Origin of the sequence: Flavihumibacter sp. ZG627, assembly GCF_000814325.1 — a bacterium.
Classification (GTDB): domain Bacteria; phylum Bacteroidota; class Bacteroidia; order Chitinophagales; family Chitinophagaceae; genus Flavihumibacter.
In genome coordinates, this window is the sequence record NZ_JPHF01000002.1 from 743,398 (window position 1) to 761,313 (window position 17,916).

Sequence of the window (17,916 nt, forward strand, 5' to 3'; positions counted from 1 at the left end):
TAGTTTTATGGTCAGTCTATAGGATCTGGAAGAGCAGGCTTTGCGGGATCGTAAATGGCAACGGCAACTTCAGAATCGGCGCAGCCATAATAAAGAAACCACATCTTTTTGAAATAAACCAGTCCCTCCATGAAAACAGTTCCCTGCACGTACTGGCCGCTTTTCTCAAATGGTTCCATGGGTCTGAAGAAAGGAAGGTCAAGCCTTCCGATCGGCTTTAACGGATCATTGGCATCAAACAAAACCTGCCCGCCGCAATAGGAATTGGGCGTAAAGCGCGGATCGCCCTGGGTGGGATTGTTCTTACCATTGTAGAGTAAGAGAATCCCATCTTTGGTGATAATAGCTGGTGGGCCGCATTCGGTCAGGTCACTGTCAAAATATCCCTTACGGGGCGATATAAGCGCTAATGGTTCACCGTCCGCTCCCAGCACCGGCTCCCAGTCCACCAGGTTGGTGGAGGTGGCGGCAAACACCCCCAGTTCCCCCCAATAGAGCCAATACTTCCCGTTGATCTTTGCAACTACCTGTTTATCGTCCTGAAGGCGTGTAATGATAGATGCAGATTTATGTGCAATCTTATTGAATTTACCGCCATGTGCTGTTTCAAAAATAGGTCCGTGCTTGGTCCAGTTCACCAGGTCGCGGGAGGTAGCCACACCCAGCCTGGGTAGTTCGCGGTTCCACTGCGTATAAAAAACAACATAGGTGCCGTCTTCGGTTACTGCTACCCGTGGATCCTCTACCCCACCGGGCCACTCGTATTTCTGCTGATCATCTTTGCCTGGGTATAATACGGGCGACGGCCTCCTTGTGAACGCAATGCCATCAGTACTTTCAGCAAGTCCGAGGCGAGAGGTGCGAAACCCGATGCCGATACCCGATTTGTCCTCCGCCCGGTACAGCACATACACCTTACCATCTTTTACAACAGCACCCGGATTGAATGTATCGTTGGATTCCCAATCGACCTGCTTTCCGATAATCGGATCTTTAAAGCGGGTATTGCTGTCAGGGGAAATGACCGGGTTCACCTTCTCCGGTCTTTTAAAACCACCAAAGGCCCATTCGGGCAATCTTCCAATAGCATCCTGCTGCGCAATAGATGGGATGGTGATCAGGTTGAGAACAATTCCGAATAAATATATTCCTTTACAGTTCATGGCAGGCTTTTGAAAATGAATCAGGGTCTAAAAGGTACGTTATTAAAGTTTTACGTACAAGAACGCATGATCTTAGTCAACGAATTACCTGCCTGGTTGTTTTGTTTTTAAACCACCATTAAATGAATGATTGCAATAACGCTGCACCTGCCAATCTCCTGCCATTTGATGGAGAAGTGCTATACTATGGAAATGTAATGAATGGCCCCGAGGCTGCAGAATATATGCAGGTTCTATTATCCACCATTGATTGGCGAAATGATATCAATATCATCTTCGGCAAAAAAATCATTACCAGCAGGAAAGTTGCCTGGTATGGGGAGAAGCCATTTGCCTATACTTATTCTCATTCAACCAAAGAGGCATTGGCTTTTACGCCGGAACTTATAGCCCTGAAGAATCTCACAGAGCAAATTACCGGCGAACAGTTCAATGCCTGCCTGTTAAATCTTTACCACCATGGTGGCGAAGGAATGGGATGGCATAGTGATAATGAAAAATCAATTACACCAGCATCTGCCATTGCCTCTTTAAGTTTCGGGGCCGAGCGAAAGTTCAGTTTCCGGCACAGGCTCTCAAAGGAATCAATATCTGTAATGCTGGAACATGGAAGCCTCTTATTGATGAAAGGAACTACACAAACTCATTGGCAACATTCCTTACCAAAATCTACCCGGGTAACCGAGGCGAGGATCAACCTCACCTTCAGGCATATGATAGATCAGTAAGCATATTAATGTGATTCTATCGCACCAATATCACGCTGGTTAGTGATGGCATTATTGTAGATGTCTTTCTTAGGTAAGCCATCCAGCTCAATGCCTTTGTTTACCGCAGGAGATGACTGGGTCAGGTAAAGATTTTCACTGAATAATGGATCTCCCACCAATCCGGCAAGGGATATGGCTTTAGTTGAGTAATATAAATTGTTGGCCAGTTCCATTGTTGCCGGCGAATCATAATAGGCAGTTATTCCTAGTCCGTCGGCATAGAAAATATTATTCTTTACTTCAAGGCCTTTCATAGCTGCACCATAAATAAAAGTCAACGCTCCATTATTTACACCAGCACCTTTACTGATATAAACAGTATTATTATACAGCCTGGTATTATAAACCGGATTCACACCTCCAAGTGTAAATCCACCATAGTTGGTATTCTTACGTGCATCGTTATAGGAAATATTATACTGGAAGGTATTGTTTTTTGTAGGGTTTGGTCCGCCATAATCAAACAGCAGAAAACCTTCTCCATCATTTTCCCATGATTGGCAATATTGAATAACACATTGCTGGGCTCCACCATCAAGATCAAATCCGCCTCCATCTACTTTTTTAGATCTGTTATGATGTGATTTGCAATATTGAATAGTAATGTCAATGGCATCAAAGGCCCAGATACCGATATTGGCATCGCCATTTGATCCATTCTCATAAGCCTCTGAATACTCAATAACACCACCATTGAATCCGGCAACCACAATACCATGACCAGTATTTGTTTCACCAGTTCCACTATTGTGGTGTGCAATTACATTTTTAATATGGATATTCCTGTGATTGATCTCCGGCCAGTTACCAATGGTATAGATTCCTGAATGACGGTTATGATGAAAAACAGAATTGGTGATAGAAACATTTTCAAATCCCTTACCGGAAGTATGGATCTTAAGTCCCCACATGGCTTCTGATGACTCAACACTATCAACAATAAAATTAGACAGGTATTCCTTACTCTGCTGATCCTGGTGAATCATGATTCCTTCTCCTACAAATCGCAGCTGCTTAATTGTTATATTTTCTGTATTGTAAAGGTCTATCCCTTTCAATGTTCCGGAACCCTGGATGGTAAGAGGTGCTCCTGTTTCACCGGCATCTTCTCTACCGATGTAAAGCACTTCATCGATCTTACCATTTATCTCAAGTATATCACCTGCAGAAAAATCGTGGTTGTTGGCTCTACTTATTGACCATGGTTTATCAGGGGTTCTTCCACTATTGGTGGTGTTGCCATCGGCGCTGATATAATAAACTGGAAGTTGAGGATTAACAGGACTAACCGGTTCTTTGGTTTCAGTTGTTTTGGTAACCTGTTTGGTGCACGACAAGAATAGAAATGCTATTACTAGGTATTTCATCAGAAATTGGAATTGGATTTTGCTACTAATGGTTCAGGATAGCAAACGGATTCCAATTCCTATAAATTGCCCTCGATAAGATTAAATTTCAGATTTAGTTTTCCACAATTCTAAATAGTGAAAATCAGACCTTTTTTTATATATTAAAAATGTGGAGTATATACCCCAGCAATGCGCCACCAGCAATGATATAAGCATTATTGCAAATTCGAAATCGCAATAAAATGAGCGTAGAAATTATAGCGATAAGGATAATGCGAAAACTCATAAGTGTTTCCACTGACATCTCCACACCAACGGCAAGTATTATAGCCACCGAGGCAAATAAAAAAACGGCCCGATCGTGTGACCCGGGCCGTTATACTTATCTGCTATAGAGATTACTGTCCGAACATTCCTTTCAATGCATCAAGCGGATTGTTACCCTGCTTTGTACTGGCATTGTTACCCCCACCTGAAAACATCCCCATCAGGTCCTGCAGGTCTACATCACCGTCACCGTCCTTATCGAGTCCACCCTGCATCATTTTGCCCGCCAAACCCGATATATCCATACCGGAAGTTTTACCGCCGCTTAGTCCGTTGAAGATATCCTGGATATTGAATCCGTTATCATTAGGGTCCTTGGTGCGGTTCACCAACTGGCCGAGTATAACTGGCAACAGGCTACCTACCAGGCCCCCGGCCTTTCCGCGGTCGAGCCCAAACTTCTGCATCATGGTATCCATCAGTCCGCCGGAAATATTCTGCACAACCGGATTATCATTGGTAACACCGGTACGGCCGGTGAACATACTAAGCAGATCTTTCACACCGCCCTGCGCAAGTACGCCCTGCAGGCCATTTTCAATGGAAGCTGCTGTTTCCTGAACGGCCTCTTCATTGCGCTCATTCGGAATGTCGGGATTGTTAATAATAGCATCGCCCGCATATTGCTTAACAAGGTTTATCAGGTTCTCAATCATGTTCAATAAATTTAGGCTCAAAAGATACATTCATTTCCACAGTAAAGAGGAGTTGTTGAACTATTAAAACAAATTTAATGGACGTTAAAATGGAGCCCGGCTGGAAGGAAGCATTAAAATCCGAATTCCCTAAAACATATTTCCAGCAGGTAGTTACCCATCTCAAAATGGAAAAGATGGGAGGTAAACATATTTACCCGCCGGGTTCGCAAATATTCAACGCCTTTGATAAAACACCTTTTGAATTGGTTAAGGTGGTGATAATAGGGCAGGATCCTTATCACAATCCCGGACAAGCCCATGGACTCAGCTTTTCTGTTCCCGATGGCATAGCCCCTCCACCCTCTCTGCAGAATATTTATAAAGAACTTGCCGCTGATCTCGGCCTGCCTATTCCCAAACATGGAAACCTCGAAAAATGGGCGGAAAGAGGTGTGCTTTTACTCAATGCCGTACTAACAGTGAGGGCCAATGAACCCGCCAGTCACCAGAAGATCGGGTGGATGGATTTCACCAATGCGGTGATCCGGCATATCAGTGACCAGAAAGAGCATGTTGTATTTTTATTATGGGGAAAGTTTGCTCAGGAGAAACAGGTTTTGATTGACGAAACAAAACACCTGGTTTTAAAGGCAGCACATCCATCACCACTGAGTGCACATGCAGGATTTTTTGGTTGCAAACATTTTTCTCGTACCAATGAATACCTGGTCAGGAATGGTATTGACCCAATAGATTGGTCATTGTGATTTACTTTCGCGCTATGAAATGGGTAAAAGAGATCTTCGGCCGGATATGGGCAGTTTGGGCCATCATCATTTTCGTGATCACTATGATCATTTTTCTTATTCCTGTTGCCATTTTCTGTATGCCGCTGGAGGAACCAAAACGAACCCACCGTTTCATACTCTATTCGCGTATATGGATGGCCGTTTACCTGCGATTGATCCTCTGCCCCCTAACGGTAAGAGGTAAGGAAAATTTTGCCCCCGGGCAAAACTATATCGTGGTCTGCAATCACAATGCCCTCATGGATGTTCCCGTTTCCTCACCTGCTATTCCGGGTGGAAATAAAACCATAGCAAAAGCCGAGTTGGCAAAGACGCCCATATTTGGCATCGTTTATAAAATGGGTAGTGTGCTGGTAGATCGTAAGAATGATAAAAGCCGAAAGGAAAGCTATATGAAAATGCGCAAGGTGCTTGAGATGGGCCTTCACATGTGTATCTACCCCGAAGGCACCCGGAATAAATCAAATGAACCTTTGAAAGCATTTCACGACGGCGCTTTCCGGCTGGCAATTGATACAAGGAAAGCAATCATACCGGGTGTTATATTCAACACCAAAAAGGTGATGCCACATAACAAATCATTTTACCTCCTGCCCCACCCATTACGAATTGATTTCCTTAAACCCATTGAAGTTGGGGAATCAGATACGGTGGACACGTTAAGGGATAAGGCGTTTAAGGTGATGTGGGAGCATTATGGAGGGATGGAGAGATGGAGGGATGGAAGTGGGAATTATTGCGTGTAAAAGTAACGGGTTCTGTTGATCTTAAGATCACGGAGGATACCTGATTTGGGATTGATGGTGATATTAAAGGAACGGTACAATCCAACCGGCGTAATATTGATACCAAGTTGCCAGCAATGTAATTCGCGGCTAAGGAACATCGTTAGCTGCTGGATGGAAGCGTTCTTGAAATCATAAAAAGTGTTGGCGCCCATTTTCCATTTGGGGGTAAGATTAAAATCACCACTCACATTCACACTTGAATTAACCTGTGTTTCAAACCCGGAATAATCTCTTTTCACTGTTCTGCTAAAGCTGAGTGAATAGGAAAGATTCACCGACCATGGTATATTAAAGTCGGCAAATTCTGCCGGGTTATTTCTTATATAATTTAATTGCGCCTGCTGCTCCTCAAGGGTGATGGGCATTTCTGCGCTGGCCAGCTCATCCTGCACCTGCTTAGCCTCTTCAGCTTTCTTGCTGGTGAAGGAGGTAGAGATCGCAATATTACCAGAGGTAAGTCTTCCCAATGACTTTTCACCGCCCGACCATGCATATTCATTAATGCGGTAGCCACGCTGATCGATTTTATAGGGGTCCATGCTCGCAGAAGCAGTGATATTAACCTTTTCAAACAAGGTACTCCTCGCGTATATACTCAGGGGTGAAAGACGGAATGAATCGGCAAGGAAGTTAAAGCTTCCTGAAAAGCCGAATCCTTCCAGTAATCTCACCTTACGAATACCGCCTTCGGTTGTATCCTTTTTAGAACGGGTTTTCATTTCGAGGTTGTTATCGAAGGTGAAACTCAATCCCCCGAATTCTCCCTGTCCAAATGGACCATATAAACTCCCTGCATATTTACTGAATGGAAGCACACGGCCTGAGGTATCTACCTGTGTATAATAATAATCCTTGCCATTCAGATCGGGCTTGTAGCTCGCGCTGACCGATGGCCTCACCACATGCCTGATAGCTCTTACCTTACTGTTCTTGCCAAAGCGGTCGAAGGTTCCGAAGAGTGCAGTATTCAGGGAGAGACTGAAAGCAATATCGCGCGCTGAATAAAATCCTTTGCTGATAGAAGTATCCACACGCTCGGTAACATTGTTCCAGCTCCTGGTAAATTCCTGCGCATACCAGCGCTCGGTATAACTCATTCCCGGTGCAATATTGATTGGTCCCAGTGATGGCAGTGCCAGGGTGATGGGTACATTATGCTGAGCGCCCCATTGAAGTGTATCAATCAGCTGGGTGAATGAAAAGGCACTATCATAAAAAGATACCTGGTTCCTGAATTGTGAGTTGAGTCCAAGTCCAAGTTTCTGGTACCACTTCGATTCACCTACAAACTCTTTTGGCTGGAAGGGATAAAAGTTATTGATGGTGAAAGATCCATCCGGTAATCTCACCTGCACTTCGCGGGTCCGGGAGTTCTGGTTATGACCCGCGTTGAGGTTAAGGATATATTTATTATCCCAGTTCTTACTATAGGAAATAGTTGAATAGAGCTGGTTCTGAAAATTGATGGTAGGGTTAACAGAAGAGAACTGGTTATACTGTGTAGAGCCGGCATTAACGCTTGCCTGGAAATTGGTTCCCGGCCTTGCCTTGGCATCAACTGCATGGCTCCACTGGAAATTGAAACTCCTGTTTACATCAAATTCTTTCTTGGCATCATTGCTCAGAATACGGGTATTCTGAAAGGAGAGGTTCATCCGACCCGAGTAGCGATAGCGTTTCCGGTAGGTGGGGCTCAGCGCGGCACGCCATCCCCCATATGAATACACATCACCACGAAACATTATATCAAAATAATCGTTCAATACTTTGTAATAACCGAACTGTTCCAGTCCCACCCCAAATTGCTGGTTGGCGGTAAACTGGGGAGCGATGATACCGGAATGCCTTCCCTGCGATAGCGGAAAGAATCCGAAGGGGATATATACCGGTACAGGCACCCCTTCAAATTCAGGGTGGATTGGTCCACTAACGGCGAGCTTCTGGTTTACCAGTTTGAGCTTCTTGGTGCGGAATGCGAAATGGGGAGTATCGAGGTTACAGGTGGTGAAACGACCCCGAAGGGCATAGAAGTCAGAAACATTAACTTTCTTAATTCTTTCGCCATAAACAAACATTTCTCCCTGCTGGGTGAACGTGCTTTTGGTGATACCTTTCTGGGTCTTGAAATTGTAGGTGATGGAGTCGGCATCCATATTACTTTCACCCTGGATAAAATGGGGCTTTCCCACCATAGAACCGAGAGAATCTTTGGAATATGTAGCAACTACAATCTGCGCTTCCTGGTCGAGTTCGATTTTATAAGCAGTAAGATCAAGGTCTTTGTATTTGGTGGTGGCGCTGTTGTAAAGTGTTATCTTTTTTGTTGCCACATCAAGCACCATAGAATCGGAGGCGGAATAGGAAACAGGTCCGTCAAGAGAGTCTTTTGAAATTTTAACATTTAATGTATCGACCTGCTGAATAGTTTTAAGGGAAGAATCCGTCTTGATAACAGGCGTGGTATCACGCTTTACAGGAATCGTATCTGGCCTGGCTTGCAGGATATTATCGTAAAATTTCTGCGAATCAAAATAATTCGCGGAGGAATGGAGCGTTAAAGTGCAAAGTAGCAGCGTAAAAAGCCCGATCGAACTGTATTTTAAACTAAATTTGCCGCCGTTATTCATATTATTGAATGGGGGCAAAAATAGGGATTCGGTACCCATTAATCAAAGAATATCTTATGATGAAAAGGATCAAGACATATCTCTTAATATCTGTTGCTGCGGCAGCTCTGCTAATCTTTTCACAAAGCATGCAGGCACAGACGAGCACACGGAACGCGCTGCGCACGGTGATCATTGATGCCGGCCATGGAGGACGTGATCCGGGTGCGAGGGGACTTATTTCAACCGAAGCAGAAGTAGCACTTTCCATTGCGCTGAAGCTGGGTAAAGAATTGGAAAGAGAGTTCCCGGATACCAAATTTATTTATACCAGAACAGATGATAAACTACCAAGGGGAGTAACCGATCCCAATGTTGCCAACCGTGTGAGGGCAGAGATGGCCAATGAAGCGAAAGGCGATCTGTTTATCAGCATTCACCTTAATGCCGCCGGACAAAAAGCCGGAGGATGGTATGCAAAAAAGATCGTGGGATATAAGAACAAGGTTGTTTATACGGGTACGGGTAAGCGCAGAAGAAAGAAAACAATTAAGCAACCAATTTATGAATCTTACTATGTTAAGAATACCCGTATAGGAACGGAAACCTATATATGGGCAGCCGACCGTAGTGATGCGAAAAGTGAATTTATCAAAGACAGCCAGGAAGGCGGTGAAGATGAGCCGGTTGATGACCCCAATAATATACTCGACCTGAATTCACCTGAAGCAAGGATCAGGGCACAGTTATATACGAAGTATTTCTTTCGCAACTCTGCCCTGCTGGCGCAACTGGTGGAAGAAGAGTTTGCCAAGCAAGGCAGGAAGAGCTTTGGTGTTAAACAAAGAAACCACAAAGGTATCTGGGTTCTCCAGGCAACCGGAATGCCCAGCATACTGGTGGAAACAGGATTCATCTCTAATAAGGAAGAGGAAGAGTATCTTGTGAGCGATGAGGGCCAGCAGGAAGTAGTTCAGAATATCCTGACTGCATTCAGAAGGTATAAGCAGGAGCTTGAAACACCAAGAGCCACTTCGGCTACTACCAGGGCCCAATAATTGTATACCTTTGAACTTAACGCTATTCGCATGAAAATTTCTAACGAAACCAAGATCGGGATCCTGGCTATTGTGGCAATCGCATTTCTGGTACTTGGCTTCAACTTCTTAAAAGGAAAAAATCTTTTTGACAAGAACGATAAACTATACGCTGTTTTCCCCAAGGTAACCGGGCTGCTCAACTCAAACGCCGTTTATCTTAATGGCCTCCAGGTGGGAAGGGTTTATGATATTAAAGAGCGTACTAAAAACATCAATGATGGTATTGTAGTGACCATCAACCTTAGCCGCGATGTAAACATCCCTTCAAATTCAGTTACCTATATCAGTGCCGATATCATGGGCACTGCTTCCATGATCATTGAGCCGGGAAATGCAGTTCAGTATCTGCAGGATGGCGACACCATCAATACCGTTATTAAAAAGGGTATGCTGGATGAGATCACGGCAAATATTAATCCCACCATTCAAACCCTTGATGGCACCCTGCAATCACTTGATTCACTCATTCAGGTTGCCGGCACTTATTTTGATCCGGCTACCAAAAATAATTTCCATAAGATCGTTGCCAATTTATCTGCTGCTTCCAATGCAATGAATAGGATGATCTCAGCGCAGAACAGTTCACTGAACCGATCGCTGGATAATGTGAATACCATCACTTCTAACCTGGCCGCCAATAATGACAAGATCAACGGAACGCTTACCAATGTAGAGAAAGCTACCGGCAAACTTGCCAATGTACAACTGGAGGAAACAGTGGCAGAACTGCAGAAAACCGTTAATGGTCTGAATGCCGTTGTTGCCAAGGCAAATGCAACCGATGGATCACTCGGCCTTTTGCTGAATGATAAGAAATTGTATAATAACCTGGAGAATACAACAAGGAGCATGAATATATTACTGGATGATATCCGCATGCATCCCAAGCGTTATATCAATGTTTCCGTGTTTGGCAGGAAAGACAAAAGCACTCCCCTCACAGCCCCACTGGAAGTGGATTCCGTATCTTTAAACGCACCCAAGCCATAATAAAATGAGCTTTACCATAAGGCTGCTGTGGATCGTGATGGTTATGTTGCCAATTGCGGCAGCGTCCCAGATTACAACTCTGCCTCCCAATGATACCACGCAGGTTGTACAGATCAAAAAAGCGGACCGGCTCCGTTACGAAAAAAAAGATTCCCTCACAGAATTGCAGATGCTGGCGGGCAATGTATTCCTTCAGCAGGATGATACAAAATTTTACTGCGACAGCGCCGTCATCGACCGCAAGAATAATATCGTAGAAGCTTTCGGTAATGTACATATCAATGATGCCGACAGCATTCATACCTATAGCCAGTATCTTATCTATTATTCAGACAGGAAAGTTGCCTACCTGAAAAAAAATGTAAAGCTCACCGATGGAAAGGGTGTGCTTACCACCAATGAGCTGGAGTATAATACTGATTCAAAGATCGGTACATATACTAAGGGAGGTAAGGTGGTAAGTGGCAATACGGTACTTACCAGTGAAGAAGCCACTTATTATGGCGACATGAATGATGTGTATTTCAAAAAGAATGTGAAGATGCGCGATCCGCAATATGATCTAGATACCGATTCACTCTTATATAATACCGATTCACAGATCGCCACCTTTGTTACCAAAACACATATAAGGGCCGATTCCGGCAGAAGGGATATAGTTACTTCGGAAGGATATTATGATCTCAAAAACAAGAATGCAAAATTCGGAAGCAGGCCAGTTATAAAAGATGGCAGTACCACGGTTATTGGAGATGAAGTGGGATTTGATGATGTAACGGGTGAGAGCTTCGCGAGGGGTAATGCCGTGTTCCGTGATTCGGCACAGGGTATCGCGATACTGGCAAATGACCTGCAGGCCAACAGCAAGAAGAATACCATGCTGGCCACTATGCGACCGGTGATGATCATCATGCAGGAAAAGGATTCTATTTATATAACGGCAGATACGCTATTTACAGGTCGGCTAACGGATAAGGCGAACTATGAAAAAACATATTTACAGGATACATTAAAACAAACGGTGGTACTTGATGCAGGTGATACAACTAACCGTAACCGTTATTTCCAGGCCTGGCATAAGGTGAGAATATTCTCTGATTCACTACAGGCCGTATGCGACAGCATGTTCTATTCAGGAGTGGATTCTGTGTTCAGGTTATTTCATGAACCTATTGCCTGGGCCAGTGGAAGCCAGGTAACCGGTGACACTATGCTGTTATATACACGGAACAAAAAAGCAGAGCGCATCCAGGTATTTGATAATGGGATGCTGATCAATAAAACAGGGTTAAATTATTATAACCAGTTAAGGGGAAATACCATCAACGGATATTTTGTAGATGGAGCCATTGATTATATGCGGGCAAAGGGTTCATCGGAGAGTATCTACTATGCACAGGATGAAGACAGCGCCTATGTTGGCGTTAACCGCGCCACTGCTGATATCATTGATATGTTCTTCAGTAACCAGGAGTTGAACCGGGTTGTTTTCCGCAGCGAAGTAACCGGTACGATGTCACCATTCAGGCAGGTAAATCATGATGAAATGAGGTTAAGAAGTTTTCAATGGCGTGATAATCGAAGGCCAAAGACTAAATTTGAGCTATTCGAAGATCCTGTAACTGAACAATAGTATGGAAGTGATACCTACTTTAAGAAACATCATCCGCAAGCAACTCATCTCTCCTATCCAGGAATTCATCAAAGACAGCCGGGCAGTTGGAATCACTTTACTGGCCTGCACCATCCTGTCTTTGATTCTGGCGAACAGTTCTGTGAGTGAAAACTATATTCAACTTATTGAAACGGAATTTCATTTTCCTTCCTGGCTTCATCTCCCCCATTCAATTTTGCACTGGATCAATGATGCATTGATGGCGCTTTTCTTTTTTCTGGTAGGGATGGAAATTAAGCGGGAGCTACTCATCGGTGAACTTTCTTCAGTAAAAAAAGCCGCCCTCCCCATAGCGGCAGCATTAGGGGGAATGGTGGTTCCGGCATTTATTTACATTGCGCTCAATGCCGGTACAACACACCAGGCCGGATGGGGAATTCCTATGGCAACTGATATTGCCTTTTCACTTGGAGTGGCCTCCCTGCTTGGTGCTCGTGTACCGGTAACCCTTAAGATATTTTTGATGGCACTGGCCATTATTGATGACCTGGGAGCCATTCTGGTAATTGCTGTATTTTATGGAGGAGATATCAGCTGGACCTGGCTTTTGGTTGCCGCAGCTGTACTGGCCATCATCTGGATAATTCACAGGTTCCGTTATTACCGGTGGTGGATCATAGTATTTGGTGGCATACTGCTCTGGTACTGCATCTTTAACAGTGGTATCCATGCAACAATCGCGGGCGTACTCATCGCTTTTTTGGTACCGCTTGAAAAACTGGGCGACTATGAACATAATCTTCACGACCCCGTGAATTTTATCATCCTTCCGCTTTTTGCACTTGCCAATACCGCCATTATTCTTCCTGATAATATGGGGGCAGCACTTGGCACTACTTTGAGCTGGGGGGTACTGGCCGGACTTGTTCTGGGTAAACCCCTGGGAATCACCATTTTTTCCTGGGCTACCATCCAGTCTAAATTGGGTGAGATGCCGGGGGGTACCAACTGGACCCAACTAATTGGGATGGGAGCCCTGGCAGGAATCGGATTTACCATGTCGATCTTTATTACGATGCTCGCATTCAATGACCTGAACCAACAGAATATTGCTAAACTGGCTATTCTCATTGGCGCAATCGTTTCGATCATTCTCGGTTTGCTATTACTTTACCGTGGATCAAAGCAGATAAAAAAATCCTCGGCATAAAATAAACTCTACCCGCAAAATCATGCAACAGAAATGGTGGAATTACTGTAGTTTATACTAGATTTATCCAACATTATTGATAACTGCTAATTCACCGCTTTGCAAGTTTCATCAGGTATATGCGTTATTCAGATGTATTGATTTTTCATTAGCAACAGAGTTTATGTTAAAACGAGAGCGCCAGGCCATAATACTGCATAAGATCAATCTGCATAATAAGATCCTGTCAACCGAGCTTTGTAAGGAAATGGGGGTGTCGGAAGATACCATGCGCCGCGACTTACAGGAGCTATCTGACCAGGGTAAACTTATCAAAGTACATGGAGGAGCATTATCGCACTCCTTCAGCCAGGTGAACTTCATGCCCAGCACGGTTTATTCACAGGCAAACAAGGCCATCATTGCCAGGAAAGCAGCCAGCCTCATTAAGGATGGCATGTTTGTACTTACCAGTGGTGGCACTACTATCCTGGAACTTGCCAGGGCCCTCCCACCCGGCTTAAAAGCCACTTTTATCTGCGGCAGCATACCCACGGTGCTGGAGTATATGAAGCATCCCAGTATAGATGTTGTGGTAATAGGGGATAAGGTTTCTAAAAACTCACGCATAACAGTGGGTGCGGAAGCCATCAACCAGATCAGGCGCATCAAAGCCGACCTTTGCTTCCTGGGAGTAAATGCCATTGATCTTCAACATGGAGTAACCGATAACGACTGGGATGTGGTGATGATCAAAAGAGCTATGATCGAAGCCTCCCAGAAACTGGTCTGCCTCACCATCGCTGAAAAAATGAACAGCTTCCAGCCGCTCCATATCTGTGACCTTGCCGATGTAGATATTCTTGTGACTGAACTGGATGCCTCCCACCCATCCATGCAACCATACCTGGAAGCCGGTATACAGGTATTATAAGATGATAAACCTGTCTATTTGAAAAATATATAGGCGATTATGATGGCCGCGATCACCCCGATAAAATCGGCGATCATTCCAGCCCAGATTGAATAACGCACCCGCTTTATACCCACACTTCCAAAATAAAGAGCGATGATATAAAAGGTGGTATCGGCCGAACCCTGGAATATACTAGCCGCCAGTCCGGGGAAGGAATCAGGTCCCAGCTCCGGATTTTTGAAGATATCCAGCATCAATCCCCGCGCGCCACTACCGCTGAAAGGTTTCATGATAGCCACCGGAAGCGCCGGCACAAAAGAAGTATCAAATCCAAGGGCTGAGATGACCCAGGCAAAAGCATTGATCACATAATCAAGAGCTCCTGAATCGCGGAATACCCTGATACCCACCAGCATACCTACCAGGTAGGGAATGATCTTAAGCACAACATCAAAACCATTTTTAGCCCCTTCAATAAAGGCATCGAACACCGCCACTTTTTTCCAGGCCCCTCCTATTATAAAACTCACCACAATCACAAAGAGCAGCATATTACCCACGATCTTTGAAAACACTTCTTTTGATTCGGGCGACAAACTGTTCACATAGAAAAGCATCACGCCCACGGCTGCCAGCGCTGCCAGCACCCATCCCAATAATACAATGTCCCACTTGATCTTCTGCCAGATGCTCACCACAATTACACTGGCCAGGGTGGTCATCAGGGTTCCTATCACGCAGGGGATAAATATGGAGGCGGGGGCAACACTCCCCGCAGAAATACGGTAGGCTATAATGGTGAGGGGTATAAGGGTGAGTCCGGAGGTATGTAGCACCAGGAACATGATCTGCGCATTGGTAGCCCTTTCTTTTTCGGGGTTAAGGGTCTGCAGGCTTTCCATTGCTTTGAGTCCAAAGGGAGTTGCCGCATTATCTAGCCCCAGGAGGTTGGCGGAAAAATTCATCACCATTTGTCCCATGGCCGGGTGCTTATCCGGAACCTCGGGGAAGATGCGCTTCATCAGCGGGTTTAGCAGCTTCGCAAGCACATTCACCGCCCCCGCCTTCTCCGCGATATTTAATAGTCCAAGGAAGAAAACCATGGTACCCGTGAGCGGAAAAGCCACATCAAGAACAGATGATTTTGCTGAATCAAAAATGCCATCCGCCAGTTTCTTGAAGATCTCCACATCACCAAAGGCAATGAGCTTAACCAGGGCAACAATAAACGCAATCACAAAAAAGGCTATCCAGACAATATTCAGCGCCATATTAATGAATTGAAGAAACGATTCGGGAAAATAAGGAATCTATCTATCTTTGCGGCCCGAAACAGAAAGAAATACATCTCAAATAAATCAATACATGGGCTTACAAGCAGGTATAGTAGGATTACCAAATGTGGGTAAATCAACCTTATTCAATGCAGTTAGCATCAGCGCTAAAGCGCAGGCAAGCAACTACCGGTTTTGTACAATAGAACCCAATGTTGGATTGGTGGATGTTCCGGATGAGCGTATCGATAAGCTGGCTGAACTGGTGAAGCCCAACAGAACGGTGCCAACACAGATCGAGTTGGTTGATATTGCGGGACTGGTAAAAGGTGCCAGCAAAGGCGAAGGACTTGGAAATAAATTCCTGGCAAATATCCGTGAGGTGGATGCCATCGTACATGTGATCCGTTGTTTTGAGGATGAGAATATTTTAAGAGATGAAGGTCCGATCAACCCTGTTAATGATAAAGGAATTATTGATACAGAATTACAGTTGAAGGATATCGAGAGTGTGGAGAAGAAATTACAGCGTACAGAGAAACTGATCCGCACCGGCGATGCAAAGATCAAGGCCGAACTGGAAGTATTAAAAACCTGTTATGCGCATCTTGAATCAGGAAAGAATATCAGGGAGCTGAATCTCAGTAAAGAAGATCGTACAGCAATTGCTGATCTCTTTTTGCTTACAGAAAAGCCGGTGCTCTATGTTGCCAATGTTGATGAAGCGTCTATGCATACGGGTAATAAATATTCAGAGGCGTTGAAAGCTGCTGTTGCTGTTGAAGGTGCGGATGTGATCATCATGAACAACAGCATTGAGCAGCAGATCGCGGAACTGGAAGACCTTGATGACCGCGCGCTTTTTATGGATGAATATAAAATGACCGAGCCTGCATTGAATAAGCTGATCCGCTCAGTTTACAAATTACTGAGACTGCAAACCTATTTCACGGCGGGTGTGCAGGAAGTAAGGGCCTGGACCATCCAGGAGGGCTGGAAAGCCCCACAGGCGGCCAGTGTGATCCATACTGATTTTGAGAAAGGATTTATCAAGGCAGAAGTGATCGCTTATGAAGATTATGTTCAGTACGGATCTGAATCTGCCTGTCGCGATGCAGGAAGGCTACGCATCGAAGGAAAAGAATACCTGGTGAAGGATGGGGATGTGATGCATTTCAGGTTTAATGTTTAATAAAAATGCTACCAGCTTCCTGGTAGCATTTTTATTATAACTCTTTTCATACGTGATCTCTCCATCCCTCCATCTCTCCATCCCTCCACTAGGGCATTTGCGGCAACAACACCTGGTCGATTTTATGCAACACCCCATTCACAGCATGCTTGTCAGATGTGGCGAAATCAATTTTTGATGGTGTTGGATTTACATTGCCTTTTACCGTTTTAGCAAAAGGAAAGCTGGCATCAATTGTTACCGGAGGCATTGGTGTTGGCCCGATCAATGTTTCGTAAGTACGGCTTTCCATATTCGCCTGGAATATCCGCTGTGCAGGAACCCCATTGATAGCAAGAACATGGTAGGCAACAATTCCCCTGACCGTCCGAACCGGCAACATTGCAAATACTGCGGGGTCAGCAGGTAATTTCAGGAAAGTAAGTAATGCTTTGAAAGCATCATCGGTGGGAGCAAAAAGTGTAATATTCGGGAAAGCATAATTAAGCAGTGAATCGATTTTGCTTAATCCCACAGATCCGGAATCTGCGCGGGCTATGGCTGCACGCAGAAATGACAACTGCGGATCAGCAGCAATCAATCCCTTCATGGTAGTTGAAGGAGGCAGCACTACGCCATAAACATCATGGATTACACCATTGGCAGCTAAACGATCTACCGCTGTTACGGGTACATTATTAACATAAGCGCCTGTTGCCCTTTTTGAAGGGAAGGTACTCATCTTGAACAGCGGCTGTGTAGCCAGCGGCTGCAACAAAGTTGGCATCTGCACATTTGGTGCAGGTAAACCCGGAATAGCTGCTGTAGGTAATGCCTGTGGAATTACATGATAACTCATGATAGCTCTTAGCTGTGGTACGGGCAATCCATTGATCATTGCCTCAGAAACGCCCGACCTTGCCATGGCTTCATTATCGGGTGCAAAGAGCGTGAACTTGCTTAATTTATTACCCAGCAAATCCATCAATCCCGCCCTGGTCAATCCAAGTTTAAGGAGCGAATACTTTGCATCAGTATCAACAATCTCGCGAATGGTTTGTCCCGATGGATTAGCCGGTTCAAGAGGTTCTGCCTCTTCAATTTTATTACAGGCAGTCTGGCTGAGGAGCGTTAACGCAACCAGGGCCATGCCGGTGAATTTCTTTATATATGTAAACATGTTTCTTGATTTGATTTTCAACAAATACGGT

Annotated in this window: 15 protein-coding genes; 9 read left to right on the forward strand and 6 right to left on the reverse strand. The window is 44.7% G+C overall.

The window, feature by feature from the left end; genetic code table 11:
- Positions 1-11 precede the first annotated feature (11 nt).
- A complete protein-coding gene (locus HY58_RS06685; protein WP_039129527.1) occupies positions 12-1,163 on the reverse strand; it encodes a glycoside hydrolase family 130 protein in 1,152 nt (383 codons plus the stop codon).
- Positions 1,164-1,285: 122 nt separating this feature from the next.
- Here HY58_RS06685 and HY58_RS06690 point away from each other — a divergent pair, with 122 nt between their 5' ends.
- Positions 1,286-1,891 carry an alpha-ketoglutarate-dependent dioxygenase AlkB gene (locus tag HY58_RS06690; RefSeq protein ID WP_039129528.1) on the forward strand — a complete coding sequence of 202 codons (606 nt, stop codon included), beginning with the start codon at positions 1,286-1,288 and terminating at the stop codon, positions 1,889-1,891.
- A 5-nt stretch (positions 1,892-1,896) separates the two neighbouring features.
- Here HY58_RS06690 and HY58_RS06695 read toward each other — a convergent pair whose 3' ends face one another.
- Together HY58_RS06695 and HY58_RS06700 are read right to left on the reverse strand one after the other, a co-directional pair.
- Positions 1,897-3,300, reverse strand: coding sequence for a right-handed parallel beta-helix repeat-containing protein (locus tag HY58_RS06695; RefSeq protein WP_039129530.1), 1,404 nt, complete (start codon positions 3,298-3,300; stop codon positions 1,897-1,899).
- A 380-nt stretch (positions 3,301-3,680) separates the two neighbouring features.
- On the reverse strand, positions 3,681-4,265 hold the full coding sequence (locus HY58_RS06700) for a DUF937 domain-containing protein (protein ID WP_052323892.1): 585 nt from the start codon (positions 4,263-4,265) through the stop codon (positions 3,681-3,683).
- 77 nt (positions 4,266-4,342) lie between these two features.
- Here HY58_RS06700 and ung point away from each other — a divergent pair, with 77 nt between their 5' ends.
- Positions 4,343-5,014 (forward strand): uracil-DNA glycosylase, encoded by a 672-nt coding sequence (gene ung, locus HY58_RS06705; RefSeq protein ID WP_039129533.1) that lies wholly within the window; start codon positions 4,343-4,345, stop codon positions 5,012-5,014.
- 14 nt (positions 5,015-5,028) lie between these two features.
- Positions 5,029-5,802 carry a 1-acyl-sn-glycerol-3-phosphate acyltransferase gene (locus HY58_RS06710; RefSeq protein WP_039129536.1) on the forward strand — a complete coding sequence of 258 codons (774 nt, stop codon included), beginning with the start codon at positions 5,029-5,031 and terminating at the stop codon, positions 5,800-5,802.
- Here HY58_RS06710 and HY58_RS06715 read toward each other — a convergent pair.
- Positions 5,790-8,471 (reverse strand): putative LPS assembly protein LptD, encoded by a 2,682-nt coding sequence (locus tag HY58_RS06715; protein ID WP_039129539.1) that lies wholly within the window; start codon positions 8,469-8,471, stop codon positions 5,790-5,792. The genes HY58_RS06710 and HY58_RS06715 overlap by 13 nt on opposite strands.
- Positions 8,472-8,530: 59 nt before the next feature.
- Between HY58_RS06715 and HY58_RS06720 the strand changes: the two genes are divergently transcribed.
- The 5 genes from HY58_RS06720 to HY58_RS06740 all read left to right on the forward strand — a co-directional run bounded on the left by HY58_RS06720 (position 8,531) and on the right by HY58_RS06740 (position 14,278).
- On the forward strand, positions 8,531-9,508 hold the full coding sequence (locus HY58_RS06720) for an N-acetylmuramoyl-L-alanine amidase (protein WP_172644612.1): 978 nt from the start codon (positions 8,531-8,533) through the stop codon (positions 9,506-9,508).
- Positions 9,509-9,538: 30 nt separating this feature from the next.
- Entirely contained in the window at positions 9,539-10,540 is a 1,002-nt protein-coding gene (locus tag HY58_RS06725; protein ID WP_039129542.1) for an MlaD family protein, read from the forward strand.
- Between the two features lie 4 nt (positions 10,541-10,544).
- Complete coding sequence (locus tag HY58_RS06730; protein WP_039129544.1) at positions 10,545-12,173, forward strand: OstA-like protein; 1,629 nt, start codon at positions 10,545-10,547, stop codon at positions 12,171-12,173.
- A 1-nt stretch (position 12,174) separates the two neighbouring features.
- Complete coding sequence (nhaA, locus tag HY58_RS06735) at positions 12,175-13,365, forward strand: Na+/H+ antiporter NhaA (RefSeq protein ID WP_052323894.1); 1,191 nt, start codon at positions 12,175-12,177, stop codon at positions 13,363-13,365.
- A 163-nt stretch (positions 13,366-13,528) separates the two neighbouring features.
- Positions 13,529-14,278, forward strand: a complete 750-nt coding sequence (locus HY58_RS06740; protein WP_039129546.1) for a DeoR/GlpR family DNA-binding transcription regulator — start codon at positions 13,529-13,531, stop codon at positions 14,276-14,278.
- 14 nt (positions 14,279-14,292) lie between these two features.
- Here the strand turns inward: HY58_RS06740 and HY58_RS06745 are convergent, their stop codons facing one another.
- Positions 14,293-15,531 (reverse strand): nucleoside recognition domain-containing protein, encoded by a 1,239-nt coding sequence (locus HY58_RS06745; protein ID WP_039129547.1) that lies wholly within the window; start codon positions 15,529-15,531, stop codon positions 14,293-14,295.
- A 94-nt stretch (positions 15,532-15,625) separates the two neighbouring features.
- Here HY58_RS06745 and ychF point away from each other — a divergent pair, with 94 nt between their 5' ends.
- Complete coding sequence (gene ychF, locus HY58_RS06750) at positions 15,626-16,726, forward strand: redox-regulated ATPase YchF (protein WP_039129549.1); 1,101 nt, start codon at positions 15,626-15,628, stop codon at positions 16,724-16,726.
- 88 nt (positions 16,727-16,814) lie between these two features.
- Here ychF and HY58_RS06755 read toward each other — a convergent pair whose 3' ends face one another.
- Positions 16,815-17,885 (reverse strand): fasciclin domain-containing protein, encoded by a 1,071-nt coding sequence (locus HY58_RS06755; RefSeq protein ID WP_039129551.1) that lies wholly within the window; start codon positions 17,883-17,885, stop codon positions 16,815-16,817.
- Positions 17,886-17,916 lie beyond the last annotated feature (31 nt).

Coding starts and splice junctions, on each gene's coding strand:
- HY58_RS06685 (WP_039129527.1), bottom strand. CDS start 1,163: ATGAACTGTAAAGGAATATATTTATTCGGAATTGTTCTCAACCTGATC.
- HY58_RS06690 (WP_039129528.1), top strand. CDS start 1,286: ATGAATGATTGCAATAACGCTGCACCTGCCAATCTCCTGCCATTTGAT.
- HY58_RS06695 (WP_039129530.1), bottom strand. CDS start 3,300: ATGAAATACCTAGTAATAGCATTTCTATTCTTGTCGTGCACCAAACAG.
- HY58_RS06700 (WP_052323892.1), bottom strand. CDS start 4,265: ATGATTGAGAACCTGATAAACCTTGTTAAGCAATATGCGGGCGATGCT.
- ung (WP_039129533.1), top strand. CDS start 4,343: ATGGACGTTAAAATGGAGCCCGGCTGGAAGGAAGCATTAAAATCCGAA.
- HY58_RS06710 (WP_039129536.1), top strand. CDS start 5,029: ATGAAATGGGTAAAAGAGATCTTCGGCCGGATATGGGCAGTTTGGGCC.
- HY58_RS06715 (WP_039129539.1), bottom strand. CDS start 8,471: ATGAATAACGGCGGCAAATTTAGTTTAAAATACAGTTCGATCGGGCTT.
- HY58_RS06720 (WP_172644612.1), top strand. CDS start 8,531: ATGAAAAGGATCAAGACATATCTCTTAATATCTGTTGCTGCGGCAGCT.
- HY58_RS06725 (WP_039129542.1), top strand. CDS start 9,539: ATGAAAATTTCTAACGAAACCAAGATCGGGATCCTGGCTATTGTGGCA.
- HY58_RS06730 (WP_039129544.1), top strand. CDS start 10,545: ATGAGCTTTACCATAAGGCTGCTGTGGATCGTGATGGTTATGTTGCCA.
- nhaA (WP_052323894.1), top strand. CDS start 12,175: ATGGAAGTGATACCTACTTTAAGAAACATCATCCGCAAGCAACTCATC.
- HY58_RS06740 (WP_039129546.1), top strand. CDS start 13,529: ATGTTAAAACGAGAGCGCCAGGCCATAATACTGCATAAGATCAATCTG.
- HY58_RS06745 (WP_039129547.1), bottom strand. CDS start 15,531: ATGGCGCTGAATATTGTCTGGATAGCCTTTTTTGTGATTGCGTTTATT.
- ychF (WP_039129549.1), top strand. CDS start 15,626: ATGGGCTTACAAGCAGGTATAGTAGGATTACCAAATGTGGGTAAATCA.
- HY58_RS06755 (WP_039129551.1), bottom strand. CDS start 17,885: ATGTTTACATATATAAAGAAATTCACCGGCATGGCCCTGGTTGCGTTA.